This is a genomic window from Dapis brunnea BLCC-M229, from assembly GCF_050015995.1.
In the GTDB taxonomy this organism is placed as follows: Bacteria; Cyanobacteriota; Cyanobacteriia; order Cyanobacteriales; family Microcoleaceae; genus Trichodesmium.
Window position 1 is genome coordinate 1 of record NZ_JBNHEP010000234.1, and the last position, 21,582, is coordinate 21,582.

Genomic DNA, 21,582 nt, shown 5'->3' on the forward strand with positions numbered 1-21,582 from the left:
GATTGGTCTTGGCAGTTATAATCATTCCCTACCCCATCATATTGAGTGGATACCAAAATAGCTAAATTAGCAGAAATTCTATACCATATAACTGGACCTCTTAGTAAAATTCCTTTATTCATAAAAGGTATTGATTTTATATTTTCAGGCAAAGATCGAAAAGACTCTGAAAAATCTTCAGGTTTGAGAGAAGCTGAAAAGGAATATTATCAAAAAAAATTGGAACTTGAGCGGGAACTATTACAAAAACTGGAAATTGACAAACAAAGTCTTGAACTTGAGCAAATAAAATTACAAGTCAAAACAGAGATTAGTGCTAAACGTTTTGAATTATTACGAGAGTTTCAAGAACAAAATACTAAGTTGAAATGGGAAAAAATACAAATTGATTGGGATAAGAATACCTGGTTTTCTAAATTAAACAGAATAGAAACTGAGCAAATACTGAGCAAATATGCAAATTCTTTATTAATCCTTTCTTCTCCACCTAACATTGCAAAAGATTCTTGCCTCAATTTATTTCGAGAGCATGATTTTAAGGTGGAAATGCACAACTTGGAAGATTTTTTGGGAAAATACGATAAATCTCAGAATGGTTTATATCCTGTTAGAAGTTACAGTGATTATTTTACGGAAGCGATAAGTAAAATTGATATTGAACAATTATATTCAATTCTCAAATGTATTTCTACCTATGTAATTTATGCAGATATTACCGCAAAAAAAATTACTTTTCGGACAGCTTATTGGTGTATTAATGGTGAATTAGAGTTTTTCCCTAATCCTATTGAGTGGGATTGGCAATCTACTCAACAAGAGTTAATAAAAGTGGGAAAAAGTGAAGTAGAAAGTATATCGATAATTAGAGATTTATTTATCGAAATTAAAAAGCTGATTAGTGTTTTTTACATAGATTGTTATTATATGTATTTAGACCCATTTTATCAGCTTAATTTCCCTTCTTTACAGACTGAGTTAGGATGGGGAACTCCAGAAAATTTAGTAAAATTAACTAACAATTTACAAGAATTACAACAAGAACAACAAAAAATATATTTCAGACATTTACTTACAAATAATTTATCAATATTGAGTGAAAAAAGCATGAAAAATGTAGACAAATTTTTAGATAAAGAAGAAATATTTGATATTAAGCGAAATGAGCTTTTAGGATTACTAGATAAAGCAGATAGTATTGTTGAAAAACTTAGTCAAACAGGTGATTTTCCTTCAATTTCTGAGGAGGTAAGCAATCAAATCAATGTAACTCGCGAGCGTTGCTATGAGGGATTATTTAGTATTGCTTTAATAGCTCCTTTTCAATCAGGAAAATCAACTACTCTTAATGCTTTTGCTGATGGTCGAGAAGTTGCTCCCAGAGGATTAGGAGGAGGAGGAATTAAAACAAGTGCTTGTTTAGTTAAGGTTCAAAATCCTCATAAGTCGAGAGAAGAAAGTGTCAAAATAACTTGGAGAAGTAAACAAGATTTATTGTCACGATTAGATGAAATTTTAGAAACAACTGCTCGTTCAATATCTAACTCTGAAACAAGTCAAAGATTAAGAGAAATAAGCAATAAAGAGGCTGAAGCTGAAACAGAAGAAGAGGCAAAAAAATATAGGGAAGAATACTTTTCAATTATTGATTTTACCAAACCAGAGGGAAAAACTTTACTAGAGCAAGCTGTCAGAAAAGAGTTAGAAGAATATCAGAGGAGTCAGGCAAAAGGTTCAGAAACAGTTCAAGATCAACTAGATATGTTAAGGTTTGCCATGATTGTTTTGGCTTACTATGATGACCCGATGCTAGAAAAGCTGAAAAACAAGACTAACTTCGAGCCTAAAGATATAGAGAATTATCTCAAATTTCCTCATAATTTTGAAAGGCGCTGGAATAAATGTTTCAATAATTATTCGGAAAATTTAACAAAGAAAGAATTTACTCTTGAAGAGGTAATGTATGCTTTTATTGAAGAAGTTACCTATATAGTTAACTCGGAAAATCTCAAAAAATTAGGGGTGAAAATTATTGATTGTCCGGGAATTTTTGCTAGCAAATACGATACATCAACTGCTTTACAAGCAATGCAAGAAGCTTCTGCTATTTTGTTTTTGATTGCTGGAGATAAGCAACTTTCTCAGTCGGAAATTAAAGTATTATCTATGCTCAGGGACGTTGGTTATGGGAATAAAGTATTTTTTAGTATTAACTATAGAAATAATCCCAAAAATCAAGCAAGCAAAAATGTATTTACTACGATTTTAGCACAACTGAAACAACTCGATTTTAAAGGGGATTATCAACTTGAACCTCTTTACTTTAATGCTTTTCTTGCTTTAAGAGCAATGCAAGGAGAAAAACTTCTTAATAATGCACTAGATTTTAATACCAAGGAATCAATTAAATTAGATGCACAAGCAATGGATGAGGTAGATGAAGAAAATGGGGAAGATATTAAGTCACCCTCTGTTGAAAAAGCATGGTTATCAACTGTCGAACAAGTAATATATAACGTCGCAAAAACAAAATTCAGAGAACTTTCATCAGAGATTGATGCAAAAACAGTAAAATTGGTGAGACAAGAATCTCAATGGGATTCAGCAACTGAGAAAATTAAGGAATATGTTTTTAAAACAAAAGCTTGGTCAGTATTAGTAGATTTAGGATGCGAACCTGTTATTAATACCCTAGAAAAATCAGAATATACTCTAAAATTAGCAGAGGGAAATGTTGAGAAAAATTTAGAGCAAGTTGAACAAGAATGGGATGAGGCAAGACAAAAACTTGTTTTATTTAAAAAAGAATCTGAAAAGTTACTAGAATTTTTCATTGATGATAATTGGGAAATAGTTCTTACTCAGAGTTTTTGGGAAGAAGTCTATCTTCCTTCTATAAAGAAAACAGGAAGGTTAGCTGCACGTTTAATAGCAGATGAAGCGACAATCAAAAACACACTTTTAGATATACCAGATCAAATAAAAAATAAATTTACTAAAGGAATTAACTGGTTTAAAAATAAGGTTACTCCAAATAATCAGGAAGTCGATCTGATTTTGGTTCAAACACTGAGTGATAGATGTGCAAAAATTATTCAGGATAAGTTTGAATATTTAATTAATCTTAAATCTCAAGGTTGGTTTAATTCTCTGAAAAAAGGTGGCAACGAAGATTATGAAAGATTGGTTTTTCGCAGAGTAGTAGAAGGGTGTAATTTAATAAAAGAAAAGTGGACAGAGTTAAAACTAGATTTCGATTCATATTTACAAGGTCTTGATGTAAGTTTACCTGAATTTAGTGGTGATATCCGACAAGATATGGAAAGGTATAATTATGATGCAATTAACAAAGCTGTAGATCAAGCAACAGGTAAACCGATGAAAGATATGCTTATTTTGATGCAGATTTTATCTGGTTCGGTTGTTTTTTCTTCTACCGTTTCTTCTGTACTATTATTTGATTTTTTATTACCTGGTGCAGCACTGCTTTCGCTCGTTATAGTGGTTGTGAGTACCATTATTGCTAAGAGTTTGAGGAAAAGAGAAGAATATATCAAAGAGATTGAAAACACAATTACAGAAGAACTTAATAAAGTAACTAGCTCAGAAGAAGTAAATATAAAAGAATCGCTTAAAAAGAAATTAAAGATCGTTCGTGACTACTATTCAGGAGCTATTCAACAATCATTTAATAATATGGAGGAACAACTCGAAGAAAGGATTCAGGATGCAAAAACTCAATTCGACCAAACTCAAGAGGAAAGAAAACAACTTGCTGAAGTAGCAAAGAATTTTAGAGAAAATGAATTTCAACCTTTACAAACACAAATGAAAAATTTTCAGTCTTCCGTGGAAAAGATATGGCAAAAGCCTTCTTAAAATTAATATCAATCTATATGATAGATTAGTAAATTGAGAGATAAACTTCGCTCTTTATTATTCGTCTTTCTCGGGAACCGTAGCCAACGGATTTGATATTATATATAATCGAGTTATATAGTATATATTCATTATTCAATCTCCCCATCACCCCATCTCCCTATCTCCCCATCACCCCATCCCCCTATCCCCCAATCCCCCCATCCCCCAAATATACAATAAGTATTCAACCGGATTTGATATTACAACCTATTTAGGATTCCTATAAAAGGGAGTTCAATAATTGATAATTGATAATGGATAATTAATAATTACCTCTCCCTAAAACGGATTGGATTGAATCAAAGGAAAAAATTGATTTTCTCTTGGTCGATTGGATATGGTTAGGTAACCCATCCATCCCATCCTAACGGACTGCTCCGCTTTCCGATCGCTTTTTCCCCTATCCAAGGGGAGGCAATTAGGCGTGAATTATTTAATTATTTAATTATTAATTCTTCGGTAAGGTATTTTAAAATAGCAAAATTAAAATTTATGTTCCCATTACCACCATTACATTTTCAACTCCAAGGAAAAGGTTTTCCTATTCTCTGTCTCCACGGACATCCAGGTTCAAGTCAATGTATGTCAGTCTTTACCAACTCTCTATCCCAAAATTTTCAAACTATTGCTCCAGACTTAAGAGGATACGGCAAAAGTTCTACGAAAACTAACTTTGAAATGACTCAACATTTAATAGACTTAGAAACACTTCTAGAACAACTGCAGATTTCTAGATATTTAATATTAGGATGGTCATTAGGTGGAATTATTGCCATGGAGTTAGCTTTGAGAAACCCGGAGCAAGTCGCAGGTTTAATATTAATAGGTACAGCAGCAAAACCTCGAAGTAATCATCCACCCATAACTTGGCAAGATAATCTTTATACAGGTTTAGCAGGAATCATAAATTATTTTTTGCCCGGTTGGCAATGGAATATTAATACTTTTGGCAAGCGATCGCTATTCAGATATCTCATCCAACGTCACACTCCCGCTACCTATCAATACTTAGCAAAAGAAGCACTTCCAGCTTATTTGCAAACTTCTAGATTCGCCACTAGAGCCTTGAATCAAGCTTTAAGAGGTGGTTATAATAGATTAGCCGATCTATCCGAGATTCAATCTCCTTGCTTATTATTAGTTGGAGAGAGCGATCGCCATATTACCTCTGAGTCAGTTCAAGAAACTGCTTTGCATCTCAAAAATGCTGCTTGGCAATGCTACCCTAATACTGCCCATTTATTTCCTTGGGAAATTCCTCACCAAGTCCTAACAGATATTAAAAACTGGATAGAGCATCACCAAACAAATTTTAGACTTCCCGATGATAACTAAATTTTACTTTTTCCACTTTTAATCACAAGTGGTATAACAGTAATTCTCTCAGTCTCAAGGATAGAAACTCTCTGTTGCAAAGACTTATCGAGACAAACAGAAACCATGAGACCACCGCAGTGTTGTATCTGAAATTATGATACGCACCTAGTTCTAGTTAAATATAGGATTTACCATTACCTGATCGCCACTGTTCTCTAATTCATCATTATATATAGTCAACTCTACAGGTTGACACTGCTGAATAGACACCTTAATACCTTGAGCACCTTCACCTTCTAAATCTTCTAGGTAACCAGCCTCAGAAGTTTTAGCTTCTTCACTTGTCAAAAACGGGCCAAAATAATAAGTGCAACGGGGATCTACAGTAAAAATTTTAATCCACCAAGCTATTCCGGAGAAGTTCAGAAAATTGACCAATGTTTCTTTCATGTTATTTAAGAATCTGAGTATTAGTAGTTGATTATTGAACGTACTGATTTTAATTTCTGATAATGCTTATAACTTATATTCAAAAGTTATAAACTAACTATCCAGGGAAAGTTTAATCCATAACTAAACTAAACTTTGCAAATTATAGTGAGTTTTGATGATAGTGGAAAGGGCTAGTTTCAGGATCCATCATAATTCACTGGTAGAAGATATTTTGAGGTATTTGCTTCAATTAGATAATGATTAATTAGTTGGCGAGTCGCAATTGAAGCAGGAGTCAGGAGACAAAAATTTTGGAGAAAGAAATCTTGAGTCTGGGAATTCAACCCTAACCAATTGTAGATACCGCAGGTAAAAGTGGAGATGTTTGACACCTAAAGCTTTCACCCAGGAGTCAGCTCTAAATTCCAAAAATGGTAGTCCTGCATGGTAATGGTGAGGATATATATTTTTTAATTTCTCCCACACTCCCCATCTCCCACACTCCCCATCTCCCTAGACTCCCGGTGCTTCCTTTACCATTACTATGCACCACCACCCCAAAAATTATTCCTGACTTCCAGCCGTTTGCGCAGCTTCCCCGTCAGGATAAGGCTGTTAATGAGGAGTTGCGCAACTTTATTCTGGGGTTTAAACGCCCCATCTAACCGTTAATCAAAGGGCAATTTAAAGGTAGTTCTCTTGAGATATTTCTGCGACATTTCGAGAAAATTGCTCAACCCATTTTCAGGCCTATTATTAGTCTTTACCTTGTTACACTACCCAACTTCTGTTTTTTTAATCATATAACATTTTTCGTCTAAGTGAGGTATATTCTAAGTCCTTAGATTCCCTCTATTCTCTAGACTTTAGCCTTCTAGAATGTTACCTAAAATCCCAAATTTTATATCTTATTCTCATTGAGAAACGTTATCTTTTTATTACATACGCAAATTTTTTGACCAGCGTTGTCGATGAATTTCATAAATGGCCATACCCGTTGCTACTGATACATTTAAACTAGGCGTACTTCCCGACATTGGTATAGAAACTAAGACGTCACAGTTTTTTTGAATCAGAAGACTTAAACCCTCTGCTTCACTCCCAACTACTAAAACAATAGCTCCAGTAAATTTTACTGTATGAATCAGTTCTCCATCATTTGCTACAGTACCGTATATCCAGAAGCCCTCTTTCTTCAATTCTTCCAAAGCACTGCTAAGATTAGTAACTCTAGCTACAGGAAAATTTTCCAAGGCTCCTGCCGCAACTTTTGTTACAGTCGAAGTTATTCCCACTGCTCGTCTTTGCGGAATAACTAAACCTTGTATTCCGAGAGCTTCACCAGTGCGAATAATAGCTCCTAAGTTGTGGGGATCATTGATACCATCAGCTACCAGCAATACAGGTTGATCGGTTTTAGATTTTGCTTGAGAAATTAATTCATGAAGTTCTTTATACTCGTAAGGAGATATTTGAGCTGCTATACCCTGATGATTTTTTCTATGGGTAATTTGATCTAGGCGTCGATCATCTACTTCATCTATGATTGTACCTTTTGTTTTAGCCTCATTCAGCAATGTATGAAACCGGGGATCGTATCGCAGTGGAGAAATAATCCAGATACGGTTTAAATATCGCTCACTTTGGAGGGCAGCTTGTACAGTATGTCTGCCATAGATTAGATCATCATCTTCCTCGTTGATATTTGCTGAAGTCTCATTTTTTGAGCGCCTATCGTTTAGTTTAATTTGTTTCTTTTTCTGGGGTTTTTCTTGAGGATTTAATTTAATTTTTTTTGTAGACATAACTTATAAATAATATTTCTTAACTACTCTAATTATTCCTTCACAGCGAATTTTTTAATGGTTAGCTAATACCTGAAGGCTATTTCACTGCGCGACATGAATAGGCAGCATTCCGGAGGAAATCCTGACTAATTTTAAAATATTTTGACTATAAAATTAGCAGCCAATTTTTAGTATTTTTACAGAACTTTCCCTTGCCCGTGAGGTACACCCATCCCAGGCAAGATCCCCACACTACAATATTTTAATCATTGACCCTGTACATCATTTATCCAAAATTTGCTGTAATTAACAACACACTTTGCTATAAAAATAGAGAATCATTTATACTCTAATATTTCACATATTATATAAAATCAGATTATAGGGTAATCGTAAAATTACTTGCTCTTAATACAGATGTTCTATTGAATACAAATTATATAATTTAATAGTTCAAATCCTTTCTTTCTCTTGACTTCTGATTCTTGACTACTTGGTGATACGATAACTAATTACCCAAATTCTATATCATATATTACAGATACAATAAAATCAAAAATTCCAGCCAGAAAAGTAATTATTTCTATTGCCTGACCCTGTAAAAATATTAATCTAATATTAATCTAATATTAATCTAATTCTATGTAACCTAGTAATTGATTTAACCTTTGGGGATCGGTTAAATATAAGTATCCAATTAAAGTTTCTAAACTGGTAGCCTGTTGATAAATCTCTGGATCTAATCTTTTTGGTTTCCTAAAAGCAGCATTACGTCCTCGTTTCAGAATATCTAACTCTGCACTGGTGAGGTGTGGTTTCAAATTATGTAAATGATCGGCTTGAGTTTCTGCCCTAACTTGGGCCACAACTAATTTATGATAATAATGCGATCGCTTTGGTGGTATCAAGTAGTAATTCCGAATATACAGTTCGTAAACTGCATCTCCCAAATATGCCCAAGCTGAGGGTGAAATTTTTTGAATTTCTGCTGGTGTTAGGGTAAGAGGGTTTAACTGCTGCAAACTGATTATTCTCCTTGTGAGGCTAGCCTTTCTACTTGATAAATTGCTTCAGCTTTTTTGATCCCCATCCAGATAATTAATTAATGGCTTAACTTAAGTTTTGGTTTCAATCCATCGGCTTATATTTTATGGTATAAGTTTTCTTTAGTTACTCCTCATCTGAAACAAATGGTAGTTTGGACACCCGTTATTTACTTATGTAGTTTCTGACAACTATGGCTAATCTAGTTATAAATTTTCGACTCTGAGAAATTTATCAATACTTGGATCAAACCTAGTTTTATCTTCTATTCATACCATGGTTTAACTTGTATATTCCTTTGTAGTAGATATTATAGTGCTATAGATTCTCATAATTCTACTGAGAAGTATAAGCAATGAGCTACCCTTAGCTCTCAAAGGTCATTTCAGTTATCAGTTAACACTTAGCCTCCTGGGGAGGAACTTCGTTAACAGTACCGACCGCTGAAGTCGGAGGCCAGAAAATCCTAAATTTCCTTTTTTATCCCCTTGAAAGGGGAGACTTGAGACCTTATTTCTTTCTTGGTCAACGGTAAATAGTCAACAGGCTTGACCTACTCCCGTCCAGAGTTTTGCTGGTTGACGGGAGGTAACATCTATCTAGACTAGATAATCTGTCTTTGCCTTGCCTGGTCAAGATTTCTTGACATTATTAGTAGCTTCTTCTAATGTAGTTCGTAAAGACAAAAACTTTTCTAAACGAACCAACTTAACTGTTTGAGTTACACGGGGATTGGAAACTATTTGCAAAGTACCTTCATATTGTTGGGTATACTTTACCAGTTGTACTAGTGCTCCTAACCCAGAGCTATCAACAAAGTCTATCTTGGACAAGTCCAAAATAATATCTTTTGGTCCTTGATCGATTTTTGTCTTCAGGGTTTTGCTAAAAGTACCTTCTGAGAAGGCATCTAATAACCCTGTTAGGCGGAATAGCTGGTAGTTATCCCTGACTTCGTGAGAGCCTCTCAGGCTAACAGTCAGGTTTAATGGCTTAGGCTCAGGAATAACACCCTCCTAGCTTGATTTTGCATAATTAAAATAAATATTGTACTCCATGAAGTAAAATTTGTCTACCATAAAATGACTCATTCAAACAGACAAATGTCTAAATTGAGACGATGACGATTTTGAAAATAGTCAAGATTTGCATACACAACCCAATTTCTATTTAAGATTAACCGTGAGAGAATATCAATTCTAGGCTTTAGCTTTTCGATCATCTCGCATTGCTTGAACAAAACGTTCAAACAAGTAATCAGCATCGTGAGGACCGGGACTTGCTTCAGGATGGTACTGCACTGAGAACAAGGGCAAAGATTTATGCCGTAAACCAGCAACAGTTCGGTCATTCAAGTTGAGATGAGTAATTTCCACCTCAGCAGCTAAAGAATCTGCATTAATGGCAAATCCATGATTTTGACTCGTAATCTCCACTTGTTGCTGCAAACCCGCAGGCTGATTAAGACCGCGATGACCAAATTTTAGTTTAAAAGTTTCTGCTCCTAAGGCTAGACCGAGAACCTGATGTCCCATACAAATGCCAAATACAGGCTTAGATGATTTTAGCAACTCCTTAGTAGTTTCAATACCTTCCGTCACAGCAGATGGGTCTCCTGGACCATTAGAAAGAAAGATACCATCAGGGTTATAGTTGAGAATCTCTGCTGGTGGTGTACTAGCAGGAACAACCACTACTCGACAACCATAACTGGCTAAACGTCGCAGGATATTTTTTTTCACCCCAAAGTCAATGGCCACAACTGTAAATTGTTCTCCACTATCACCAGAAACAGAAGGGTTAAACTCCCAATCTGGATTAGTTGCTTCAGACCATTGATAAACTTCCTTAGTTGTTACTTCCCGAACTAAATTTAATCCGGCCATGCTTGGAGCAGACTGAACTTTTTGTAACAATTCTGTTGGATCGAGAATTTCTGTAGAAATTGCCCCATTCATGGCCCCCACAGTCCTAATTTTTCGAGTTAAAGCACGGGTATCTATACCATAAATTCCTGGAATTTTATGTTCTATAAGATACTCTGATAAAGATTGAGTAGAACGCCAGTTACTAGGACGTGGACAAATATTACGAGCGATCGCGCCTTTGATTTGTGGTTCATTGGACTCTTCGTCTTCAGGATTAACTCCTGTATTGCCCAATTCTGGGTAGGTAAAAGTAACAATTTGCCCACGATAACTTGGGTCTGTGAGAACTTCCTGATAACCAGTCATTCCTGTGTTAAATACCACTTCTCCAATGGTAGTTCCTGGAGCCCCGAAAGATAAGCCAGAGTAAGAAGTTCCATCTGCTAAGACAAGTAACGCAGGTTGAGCTGAGATTGACATTTTAATTCCTCTCAATTAATTAGTATTTAATTTAACTAGCTTTCAGCTTTCAGCTTTTAGCATTCAGCTTTTTGAACGATTGTTAAAATCTCTGGCAACTATTGCGCTGGATGGTTTAGGAGGGGTTGAAATCCCATTCTAAACGTTAAAAAAATGATCCTGCTGAGTGCTAATTGCTGAGTGCTGACCGCTTCTTTAAAGATCAGGTCAGAATATCTACTTAGGTTATTGAGAATATATTAAGTTTACGAAAAATGTAGTAGTCACAAGTACAGATTACATTCATCAATTAAATAAGATAAGATTAGCTTTAAGTTTAAAATTTAACAATAAACAAATAATTGAAATTATTAAAAAGTAATTATGATGGAAAATTATTCACTCTATAATTCTACTGACAAAAATCGGGTTAAGCAAATTGAGCTAAACCTGCAACAGAAACAACAGGTTAAAACGATCTTTTGGCAAATACCATCAATATTAGTGACAACATTAATTTGTACCGCAGCGATCGCCCAAGAATATCCAGGATGCTTTATCCTTGATGAAGGAGGAAATAGGAAGGACTTAACAATATCAGTTTGTCGTCTGTTTCCAGAAGAATTATCAGAACAAGTATCAACTTCAAGTACAGCAGCAGGAATATACCAAATACCAATTAAAAGTCGTCGCGGTGGTAGTCCTGTAATTGATGTTACTTTTAATGGTAATCAAACTTATGAAATGGTATTAGATACTGGTGCTAGTTCTACTTTAATTACTCAAGAAATGGCAAAAGCTCTCAAAGTTATACCCTTTAACAAAAGAAATTTTACTTTAGCTGATGGCAAAGATGTAGAACTAGGAATTGGCATAGTTAGTTCTATTTCTGCTGGAGGTCTAACAATTAACCAGTTTAATGTTGCTGTTGCTCCAGACAATAAAGAATTAGGGTTACTGGGGCAAAATTTTTTTGGTAACTATGATATGACAATTAAGGCAGATGTAGTAGAGTTAAGGGCACGTTCTAGTAGTTAGAAGTATCATGTTTAGATAATTTTATCTACTAACAAATCTGGAAAATGAACAATAATTATCAAGTCTGGAAAACAGCATAACTTTGACAAAAATATATTTCTGGTGTAAGAAGTGCAATTCCTCTAGCTACTGAACAAATTGAGATTATATTGAGGATTATTCAGATGGCTAGACCACAAGTGAATAATTTTTTAGATTTAGGTTGTGGTGATGGTATTTTAGGTCAGGTAATTCTTAGTCAATACCCTGATTTTCAAGGAGTATTTTTAGACTTTTCAGAGACAATGATTGAAGCTGCAAAAAGTAATATTTCTGCTGGTTATCAAGCTAATTTAGAATTTATCAATCAAGATTATAGTTTACCAGAATGGATAAATAAAATTCACCGAAAAGCACCATTTGATGTAATTGTGTCAGGATTTTCAATTCATCATCAACCAGACTTCATTAATGGATAATTACCTCTGGTTAAAACAGTAAGGGAATTGAATATAAGGAAATATCCTAGCACTTTTTTTCCCCTATGGTGGGAGGCTTTTAACCTGAACTATTTAATTATTAACTATTAATTATTCGGTAAAAAAACGAGAAATATATCAAGAGATTTATCAGTAGATGAATCAAATATAAACTAAAGTAATATTTCTGCTGGTTATCAAGCTAATTTAGAATTTATAAATCAAGATTATAGTTTACCAGAATGTATAAATAAAATTCACCGAAAAGCACCATTTGATGTAATTTTGTCAGGATTTTAAATTCATCATCAACTAGACTTCATTAATGGATAATTGATAATTGATAATTACCTTTGGTTAAAACAGTAAGAAAATTGAATATAAGGAAATATCCTAGAACTTTTTTTTCCCTATGGTGGGAGGCTAATAAAGCTGAACTATTTAATTATTAACTATTAATTATTCGGTAAAAAAACGAGAAATATATCAAGAGATTTATCAGTAGATGAATCAAACATAAACTTAGGAAAGAGAGCGATAGAAGCCATTTGGTATTTTTACCTTTGTAAAAATTTTTGAGGAGCTGAGTTAGTTGTCTGTGGGAAGCGCGGCAATACAAGAAAAAGGTTGAAAATACTCTAATATACCTTCAATGCACCTCTAACTAAGACATCTTTCCTTCCCTACTCCTTACCGAATTATTAATTATTAATTGTTAATTAAATAATTGTGGTTTAAAGCCTCCCCTTGGATAGGGGAAAAAAGAAATGATATTTCCCAATCTTCAATCAAGAGGGGTTTTAACCAGAGGTAATTATCAATTATCCATTATCAATTATCAATTAATGAAACTCCCCACACTCCCCACACTCCTTCCCTTCGCCTTTCATGTCGCGCAGCAAAAGCGGAACAGATGTTCTATCGCTACTTTTATACAACAAAGCCTTTTAGATCGAGAAATTTTGCAGATTCATAAGAACTTAACTAACTGTTCCAACTTTAACCAAGCTGCTCCACTCTGGAGAATATCTTTAGCTTTGGCAATTCCTTCTGCATGAGCTTCTAGTGCTACAACACCTGCTACCTGTAATGCCAGAGAACTATTCAAAGCGACTACATCTGTTTGTTCAGAAGTTCCCTTTCCCTGAAGAACATTCTTGAGAATTTCAGCATTTTTTTCTACCTCTCCACCTTGTAAAGCACTTATTGGGGCAGAATTTAAGCCTAAATCTTGGGGATTAATTGTTGTGATTCGTACTTTACCATTCGATAAAATAGCTATATCTGTAATATCACCTAGACCAGCTTCATCAAGTTTTTCTCTACCGTGGAGAGCGATCGCAGATTCTACTCCCAATATTCCTAAAGCTTGAGCTACAATTTCTACTAAAGTAGAGTTATACACTCCTATAACTTGACCTTGAGGACGCAAAGGGTTAACCAAAGGACCCAAAAGATTAAACACAGTTCGTACCTTTAAAGTACGACGTAGAGGAACTACAGATTTCATTGCTGGATGCCAACCTGGTGCAAATAGAAAAGTAACTCCTACCTCAGATAAAGCAGATATTACTTTTTCTGTGGGTGCATTCAAATTTATTCCTAATGCTTCCAAGACATCAGCAGAACCGACTTTACCGGAAGCAGAACGGTTGCCATGTTTAGCTACTGGCACTCCCGCAGCAGCGACAACAAAAGCAACAGCAGTGGAAATATTGAATGTTGAAGCTCCATCTCCACCTGTTCCGCAGGTATCAATGACTGGGTATTGAAAGTTGGTGATCAGAATATTATTATCGCTGTATTCTTTTGTTAAGGATAAAGATTGTAATACTTTTGCCATACCAGCTAATTCTTCAGCAGATACACCTTTAGCTTGTAAGGCGGCTAAAATTGCTCCTGATAGAACAGGTGGAATTTCTTCTTGTAGCCATCCTTGCATTAAATTTGAGGCTTGAAAGGAAGATAAAGATTGGGCATCAAGTAACTGCTGTAATAAACTAGGCCATTCATTTATAGAGGAGTTAATCATTAGTGTAATTTGCTGGTTATAGAAGTATTTATAGGTGCAATTCAATATTACAGGACTTAGGCACAAGAAAGTTCATTAATGGATAATGGATAATTACCTCTGGTTGAAACCGTTCGGGAATTGAATACAAGGAAATACTATTTCTTCTCTTGGTCGATTAGATATGGCGTTTCGCTGCGCGACATGAAAAGCGTTCGCGGCTCTGTAAAGAGCGGGAGACCTCGCCATCTCTCGACCGCTTTTTTTCCCCTTGAAAGGGGAGGCTAATAAAGCTGAATTTTTTACCGAATAATTAATTATTCGGTAAAAAATTAGTATTGAGATTACTTTACTAACGGACTGCTCCGCAAAGGGTATCCCTCGTTATGACAGAAATACTTTGTTTGGCGTAAGTCCTATCCTAATATTAGTTACAAATTTTTATTGACATCTAGAGGATAGTATAATTTACAATTAATTTATGATTAAATCTAAAATATAATCAAAGGTTAAAAGTCAAAATAGCCAATAATACATCACGTTCTCAGGAGTAATTGTATTGCTGGAAAACCAGTAAAAGTATGAGTACCAATCTCAAGTATATGGCAAAATATATAATTATGAAAAGGGGATGATAATTCAAGAATAAACTTATGTAATAAATACAACTGTCTAGGGGGGGTCAAATACACTGTGTAACGAGAAAGTCAAATTATTAACAGTTAGAAAAGAGAGGAGGTATTAGAGGAAATGGAAGCTAAACATCACAGTATCTTGGAGAATGCAGTGATAGGAATTTACCAAACAAAACTTGAAGGATGTTATATTAGTGCTAATGCTACACTAGCCCGTATCTATGGTTATGAATCTTCTACAGAAATGATTGCTGGATTGACAGATATTAAACATCAACTTTATGTATGTTCTAAGCAATATGATGAATTTGTTGATATTTTACGAGAAAAAGGAGAAATTTCCCAATTTGAATCTCAGATTTATTGCAAGGATGGCACAATAATTTGGATTTCTGAAAATGCCTGGGTAGTTTGTGATGAACAGGGAGATTTTTTATATTATGAAGGAATTGTTGAAGATATTACCTCTAGGAAACAAGCAGAAGCAGCTTTGCAAGCAAGAGAAGAAAGACAAAAATTATTTATTGAAACTGTTCAAGATTACGCCTTATGTATATTAGATTCAGATGGATATGTAGTAAGTTGGAACTCTGAAGCTGAAAACATTTATCGCTATCAAGCAGAAGACATTATTGGCAAACATTTCTCTAGTTTTTATACTCAAAAAGATATTGATAATAACTTACCACATCAGGAATTAGAAATAGCGATAAGTCAAGGTAAATGTGTAACAGAAAAAATCTGTTTGAGGCAAGATAAAATATTATTTTTGGCTAATGTAATTACTACAGCTTTGTATAATGATAACAAACAATTAAGAGGTTTTTATCAAATTACAAGAGATATTAGCGATCGTCAACAAACTGTAGCTATCCCAACAAGAGCAACTTCCCAGGTACAAGCTTCTAATCAAAGATTTCCTGATTTATATGAATCTAGTAAATCTGGGATAATACTGATAGATAAACAAGGTATTTTTGATTGTAATCACGCTGCTTTAGAATTATTCGGATGTAGTAAAAAATCAGATTTTTATGGTAAACAACTTTGGGAATTTAGCCCTTCAAAACAATGTCAAGGAGAAGATTCAATTCTGCTATTGCAAAAATATTTACAAATAGCATCAGAATTAGGAATAAGTCATTTTAACTGGTGTTATAAACGTTTATATGGTTCGGAATTTACAGCAGAAGTGGTAATAATTCCTCTAGAATTTGATGATAGAAGTGGGTGGGAAGTAATTGTTTTTAGTATCGCTAGCAAAGTATCAAAAGAAGAGGCATTAAAACTAGCAAATCAAGAGTTAGAAAATAAGGTAGATAAACGAGTAATTGAACTACAGGAAACTATTGAGCAATTAGAAAGGGAAATTGCAGAATGTCATCAAACAGAAGCAAGATTACGGTTATCGGAACAAAAGTTCTCAAAAGCATTTCGTTCTAACCCAGACCCAATCATTATTACTACTTTTGAAGATGAAAGATTTATAGAAGTAAATGATAGTTTTTTGGAGATAATGGGTTATGGCCGTGAAGAGGTGATTGGTTACACGGTAGAAGAGTTAGGTATATGGGTTAATATAGAAGAAAAAATTGATTTTAGACGACATTTAGAAAAGCAAGGAGTTTTGCAAAATCAGGAATATGAATTTATAGTCAAATCTGGCGCGACTAGGATATGTTTGTTGTCTGTAGAAATTATTAATATTGGTAATGAAATTTGTTTTTTGGTAGTTATTAAAGATATTACTGACAGGAAATATTCAGAAAAAGCTTTATGGGAAAGTCCAAGAAAATTAGCAACTTTAATCAGTAATTTACCAGGTATGGCTTATCGTTTTCGCAACGATATAAATCGAAGTGCGGAATTTGTAAGTGAAGCTTGCTATTCATTAACTGGTTATCAAGCAAAAGATTTTATAGGTTCAAATCAAGTATTTTTATCACAATTAATTCATCCAGAAGATCGACAACTTTTATCGAATACTATAGAGTTGGCTATACAAGAGAATCGACATTATCAGGTAGCTTATCGAATTACGACTAAGACTGGAAAAATTAAATGGGTTTGCGAACAGGGAATAGGGGTGTTTTCTGAGTTAGGAGAATTAATCGCTTTAGAAGGTTTGATTACAGATATTACTGATACTAAAAATGCTGAAGCTTCACTGAAACAATATCAGACTGAGTTGAGACAACAAAAGCAAAGATTAGAAACTGCTTTGCAAGAACTTGATCAGGTAGAGACTACTCTCAATAATACTGAAAAAATGTCTAGTTTGGGTCAGTTAGTAGCAGGTATTGCTCACGAAATTAATAATCCTGTAACTTCTGTTTATGGAAATATTGTTCATTTGAATCATTATGTTCAAGACATGATGAATTTGCTACATATTTATCAAGAATATTCTCCAAGTTTACCAGAACAAGTAGAAGAACAAATAGAGGATATAGATTTAGATTTTATGATGGAGGATTTGCCTAAGGTAATATCAGCAATGCAAATAGGAGCAGAAAGAATTCGTGAAATTGTCCGTTCTCTGCGTAGTTTTTCTCGCAAAGATGATGGTCAGAAAACTTTGATGAATATTCACGATGGGATTGATGGTACTTTGGTAATTCTGAAAAATCGTCTCAAATGCCGTGGAAAAAAACCAGAAATTAAGGTTTATAAAGAGTATGGGAAATTGCCTTTAGTAGAATGTTATGTGGGTATGATTAATCAGGTATTTATGAATTTAATTGGCAATGGAATTGATGCTTTGGAAGAGTCAATAGTTAGCAATAATTGGGATAGTAAGGTTCCCAATATTTGGATTAGAACAAGAGCTACATCAGAGCAAGTTCAAATTAGAATTATGGATAATGGTCTGGGGATGAATGAGGAAGTTAGGGAGCGTTTATTTGAGCGATTTTTTACTACTAAACCAGTTGATAAAGGTACTGGTTTGGGTTTATCTATTAGTTATAAAATTATTGTGGAAAAACATGGTGGAAAGTTAGAATGTATTTCAGCTCCTGGAGAGGGAGCAGAGTTTATAATTGAAATTCCGATTGAACAGCCATAAATAAGTCAAAATTCAAAAGTCAAAATTCAAAAGTTAGAAGTTAAAAGTTAAAAGTCAGAAGGCGCGAAGTTAGAAGTTAAAAATTAGAAGTATTTATTCTGAAGTTTATTCTTTGAGCTTTTTAATCCTAGCGACTAATATTTTAATAATTTATTCGGTTTCTTGTCTCAGGCATTTGAACTTTTCTAATGATACTATTTCAGCTTCTATTATAACTTCTAGCCAATATTCAGAAGTCAGAAGTCAGGAGTTTGAAGTTTGAAGTTTTTATGAAGTTATATATAAGTTCCTGACCTTAATACTTAATAATTGATTCGCTAAAGTTCTACTTACATTAGATTTTCCTTCTAACCAAGTATAAGCTTTGACTACTCTAACTGCAAACTTTTTTGTTCTTTCCTGAATTGAAATTTGTTGATTACTCAAGTTATTTTATAGCCTTAAAGCTTCTAACTTTATAGTAATTTTTTTCCTAAATTATATCTGAATTTACCTACTTCAAAAACCTTAAACTTACAACTGCATTAAACCTGCACCCTAAATACGACGATATATGTTTGATTTTGGTTGAATAAAAAGTCATGTGTAGGTACGAAAAACTCCCAATGATTACATACTACCATTAATTTTTTGCCGATGCAAGGGCAAACTCCTTTACTCGCCGATTTTTTTGGGTAGCTCCACAGAATGCAGCAAAAATCTCTAACTTAGAACTTTATCAAAACTTCTGACTTTATTTTGATGAGCGATCGCCACAGCACAACGGAGTTCTATTTCCTTATTTGCTAATAATCAAAAAGTTTCCAATAGTAGGGGCGGGTTCTCCTTTAATTTAATGGTATTAATCTTCAATTTTGTAAACCCGCCCCCTAAATATGACAATGTATATTTTTAGTTGAATAAAAAGTCATATGTATGTACGAGCAAAACCCAATAATTACATAGTACCATGATTTTGTTGCCTATGCAAGGGGAAATTCCTTTCGTCGCCGACTTTTTTTGGTAGCTCCACAGAATGAAACCTCTCCCCCGACCCCTCTCCTACGAGGAGAGGGGAGCAAGAATTTCTCCCCCTTCCCTACCCCCCCTTTCAAAGGGGGGGTAGGGAAGGGGGTTGGGGGGTTAGGTCATCATCATCCCTGCATCCGTGGCAAAATCCTGGTCTTGCCCTGACTTCTCCGCTCACACGGATTATGGCACGGATATACGGATTAATTCGTGGGAGGGTTGCCGACTTTTTTGGGAAGCTACACAGAATGCAGATTAATCATCCCTACATCCATCCCTGCATCTGTGGCAAAATGCCTGTCTTGCCATGACTTCCGCTCACAGGGATTATGGCACGGATATACGGATTAAGGGGACAAAGAGGAAAAGAATAAAGGGGAAGAGTTCTAGGAACGAGGGGCAGAAACGACCGATACAGGCGAGACAACACGAAAACCCCTACCGTTGGTAAGGCTGTCGGCATACTTAAAGAAACGCCTGGCACTCCGGCAATTCCTAGAATAGTTATTCCAGCAACCGCCACGGAGCAGTCTATACTTAGTATTTCCTCCAGTTTCCCAAGCACTTCCATCAGTAGGCGCACCTTGATAATTATCATGCCAAATATCCTGACACCATTCATAGACATTGCCGTGCATATCGTATAAACCAAAACTATTAGGTGCAAAAATTCCCACATATGTTGTTTCTTTTTGATATATTCCTTTCGGTGCATTAGCGTAAGGAAAATTTCCATCATAGTTAACTAACTCAGACGTTATAGTTTCGCCAAAATAAAATGGTGTTGTTGTTCCTGCTCTACAAGCATATTCCCACTGACTCTCACTAGGTAAACTATATTTTTTACCTGTTATTTCTGAGAGTTTCTGACAAAATTTTGTCGCGTCGTACCAATCTACTTTTTCTACAGGGCGGTTTGCACCTTTAAAACTAGAAGGATTATTTCCCATAACTGCTTCCCACTGTGCTTGAGTGACTGGATATTTTCCCATGAAAAATTCTGGCACATCTACATTATGTTGCAAACCTTCATTATCAGAGCTTTCTGCTTCTGTCTCTGGAGACCCCATGAGAAATCTAGCTGCGGGAATTTTTACCATTTCTAGGGAGACTCCATTACCGAGATTTTCTGTCATTACTTCTGCTTGACCTGGAAGGCGACTTATTATTTCTCCTCTACTATTAACTGTGACGGTAGTAAATGTCTGAATGGGAAATTCAGGTTGTGGTGGAGGGGGTGGTGCTGGAGTTGGTTGGGGAGGAGAAATATTTTCTGGAGGTGTTTCTGGAGTTGGTTGAGGAGGAGAAATATTTTCTGGAGGTCTTCTATTCCACAAGTCTTTAGTTAAAATTGCTGCGACAAACCCACTTCCTGCCAAACCTCCTAATATTAATATTTGTCTTCTGCTTTTATTAGGTTGGGGTGGAGGGTTTACTACTACTGTTTTTGTTTGACTAACTTTTGGTGCTGGTGTTGGTTGTGGTGTGGGTGGAGTTGTGAAACCTAAAGCTTCTAAGACTGCTGTAGCATTTTCATAACGCATTGGAAAATATTCATGTACCATCCTATCTAATATATTTGCCAGACGGTTACTTACTTGTGCTTCATTTCGCCAGATAACATTTCCTGTCTTGGAGTCTTTTTGTAAGTTGTGGAGATCTTTTCCTGTAAGTGCTTTTATTCCTACCATTCCCACTGCATAGATATCGCTACTCAGTTTTGGTTGACCGTTACTTTGTTCGCTTGGCATATATCCAGGTGTTCCGACTGCGATGGTTAAAGTTGTTTTTCCTGGTTGGTTAGCTGTGGTTAATACACTTATTTTTTTGACTGCTCCGAAGTCTATCAATACTATTTTGTTATCTGACTGACGGCGCATCAAATTTTGTGGTTTGATGTCTCGATGAATAATATTATTTTGGTGAGCTACTGCTAATGCTGATAATATTTCTTTGAGTAAGGCAATGGTATAAGACTCGCTTAATTTTTTTCCGGACGTAAGTTCTTTACTTACATCGTGCCCTTCTATATATTCTTGTACTAGGTAAAATTCTGTTCCTTCTTGGAAATGAGCAAATAATTTTGGTATTTGGTCTGAGTATTTGCCTAATTTGTATAAAGTTTCTGCTTCTCTCTCAAACCACTTTTGAGCAATTTTCAAAACTCCTGGGTCTGAACTTTTAGGTGATAGATGTTTAACTACGCATTTGGGTTTAGGTTTAACTGGTAAGTCTAAGTCTTCTGCTAAGTAGGTATCCCCGAATCCTCCAATTCCGAGAGTGTCAATAATTCTGTAGCGTTGTCTCAGGATTTTTCCAGACTGCATGATTTTTTGAGTTATCAGAATATACTGCCTAGCCTTGTTTCACAGTTTTCCTAGTTGTGTAATTTAATTTTGCTGTTAAGTTAGGGACTAGACAGTGCAAAGTTCTTGAAATAACTATTGCTAGCTAAGGCTTACTTGACACTCCACGGGATAAATCAGCGTGGATTCTGAAGGTTGTTAAAACAGGGGATAAATCCGCCTGTTTTAACTTCT

At 35.1% G+C, this 21,582-nt stretch carries 14 protein-coding genes; 7 read left to right on the top strand and 7 right to left on the bottom strand.

What is annotated here, in order from left to right; translation table 11 throughout:
* Nucleotides 1-219: 219 nt before the first annotated feature.
* Nucleotides 220-3,876 (top strand): dynamin family protein, encoded by a 3,657-nt coding sequence (locus ACP6PM_RS27200; protein ID WP_426590025.1) that lies wholly within the window; start codon nt 220-222, stop codon nt 3,874-3,876.
* 534 nt (nt 3,877-4,410) lie between these two features.
* Nucleotides 4,411-5,253 (top strand): alpha/beta fold hydrolase, encoded by an 843-nt coding sequence (locus ACP6PM_RS27205; RefSeq protein ID WP_426590026.1) that lies wholly within the window; start codon nt 4,411-4,413, stop codon nt 5,251-5,253.
* Nucleotides 5,254-5,406: 153 nt separating this feature from the next.
* Here the strand turns inward: ACP6PM_RS27205 and ACP6PM_RS27210 are convergent, their stop codons facing one another.
* Complete coding sequence (locus ACP6PM_RS27210) at nt 5,407-5,685, bottom strand: DUF1816 domain-containing protein (RefSeq protein ID WP_426590027.1); 279 nt, start codon at nt 5,683-5,685, stop codon at nt 5,407-5,409.
* A gap of 413 nt (nt 5,686-6,098) precedes the next feature.
* Between ACP6PM_RS27210 and ACP6PM_RS27215 the strand changes: the two genes are divergently transcribed.
* Entirely contained in the window at nt 6,099-6,332 is a 234-nt protein-coding gene (locus tag ACP6PM_RS27215; protein ID WP_426590028.1) for a hypothetical protein, read from the top strand.
* A gap of 273 nt (nt 6,333-6,605) precedes the next feature.
* Here the strand turns inward: ACP6PM_RS27215 and rlmB are convergent, their stop codons facing one another.
* The 4 genes from rlmB to carA form a co-directional block, all read right to left on the bottom strand.
* Entirely contained in the window at nt 6,606-7,472 is an 867-nt protein-coding gene (rlmB, locus tag ACP6PM_RS27220; protein WP_426590029.1) for a 23S rRNA (guanosine(2251)-2'-O)-methyltransferase RlmB, read from the bottom strand.
* Nucleotides 7,473-8,083: 611 nt separating this feature from the next.
* Nucleotides 8,084-8,476 carry a Mini-ribonuclease 3 gene (locus ACP6PM_RS27225; protein ID WP_426590030.1) on the bottom strand — a complete coding sequence of 131 codons (393 nt, stop codon included), beginning with the start codon at nt 8,474-8,476 and terminating at the stop codon, nt 8,084-8,086.
* A 654-nt stretch (nt 8,477-9,130) separates the two neighbouring features.
* A complete protein-coding gene (locus tag ACP6PM_RS27230) occupies nt 9,131-9,505 on the bottom strand; it encodes an STAS domain-containing protein (RefSeq protein WP_426590038.1) in 375 nt (124 codons plus the stop codon).
* Nucleotides 9,506-9,697: 192 nt separating this feature from the next.
* Nucleotides 9,698-10,846 (bottom strand): glutamine-hydrolyzing carbamoyl-phosphate synthase small subunit, encoded by a 1,149-nt coding sequence (gene carA, locus ACP6PM_RS27235; RefSeq protein WP_426590031.1) that lies wholly within the window; start codon nt 10,844-10,846, stop codon nt 9,698-9,700.
* A 363-nt stretch (nt 10,847-11,209) separates the two neighbouring features.
* Here carA and ACP6PM_RS27240 point away from each other — a divergent pair, with 363 nt between their 5' ends.
* Both ACP6PM_RS27240 and ACP6PM_RS27245 read left to right on the top strand, forming a co-directional pair.
* Nucleotides 11,210-11,863, top strand: coding sequence for a retropepsin-like aspartic protease family protein (locus ACP6PM_RS27240; RefSeq protein ID WP_426590032.1), 654 nt, complete (start codon nt 11,210-11,212; stop codon nt 11,861-11,863).
* Between the two features lie 164 nt (nt 11,864-12,027).
* Nucleotides 12,028-12,321, top strand: a complete 294-nt coding sequence (locus tag ACP6PM_RS27245) for a class I SAM-dependent methyltransferase (RefSeq protein WP_426590033.1) — start codon at nt 12,028-12,030, stop codon at nt 12,319-12,321.
* Between the two features lie 970 nt (nt 12,322-13,291).
* On the opposite strand, the gene trpD is transcribed toward ACP6PM_RS27245, so the two are convergent.
* Nucleotides 13,292-14,353 carry an anthranilate phosphoribosyltransferase gene (gene trpD / locus ACP6PM_RS27250; RefSeq protein WP_426590034.1) on the bottom strand — a complete coding sequence of 354 codons (1,062 nt, stop codon included), beginning with the start codon at nt 14,351-14,353 and terminating at the stop codon, nt 13,292-13,294.
* A gap of 729 nt (nt 14,354-15,082) precedes the next feature.
* On the opposite strand from trpD, the gene ACP6PM_RS27255 reads away from it, so the two are divergent.
* Complete coding sequence (locus ACP6PM_RS27255; protein ID WP_426590035.1) at nt 15,083-18,034, top strand: PAS domain-containing sensor histidine kinase; 2,952 nt, start codon at nt 15,083-15,085, stop codon at nt 18,032-18,034.
* Nucleotides 18,035-19,227: 1,193 nt separating this feature from the next.
* A complete protein-coding gene (locus tag ACP6PM_RS27260; RefSeq protein ID WP_426590036.1) occupies nt 19,228-19,353 on the top strand; it encodes a hypothetical protein in 126 nt (41 codons plus the stop codon).
* Nucleotides 19,354-19,428: 75 nt separating this feature from the next.
* On the opposite strand, the gene ACP6PM_RS27265 is transcribed toward ACP6PM_RS27260, so the two are convergent.
* Nucleotides 19,429-21,369 (bottom strand): bifunctional serine/threonine-protein kinase/formylglycine-generating enzyme family protein, encoded by a 1,941-nt coding sequence (locus tag ACP6PM_RS27265; protein WP_426590037.1) that lies wholly within the window; start codon nt 21,367-21,369, stop codon nt 19,429-19,431.
* Between the last annotated feature and the right edge of the window lie 213 nt (nt 21,370-21,582).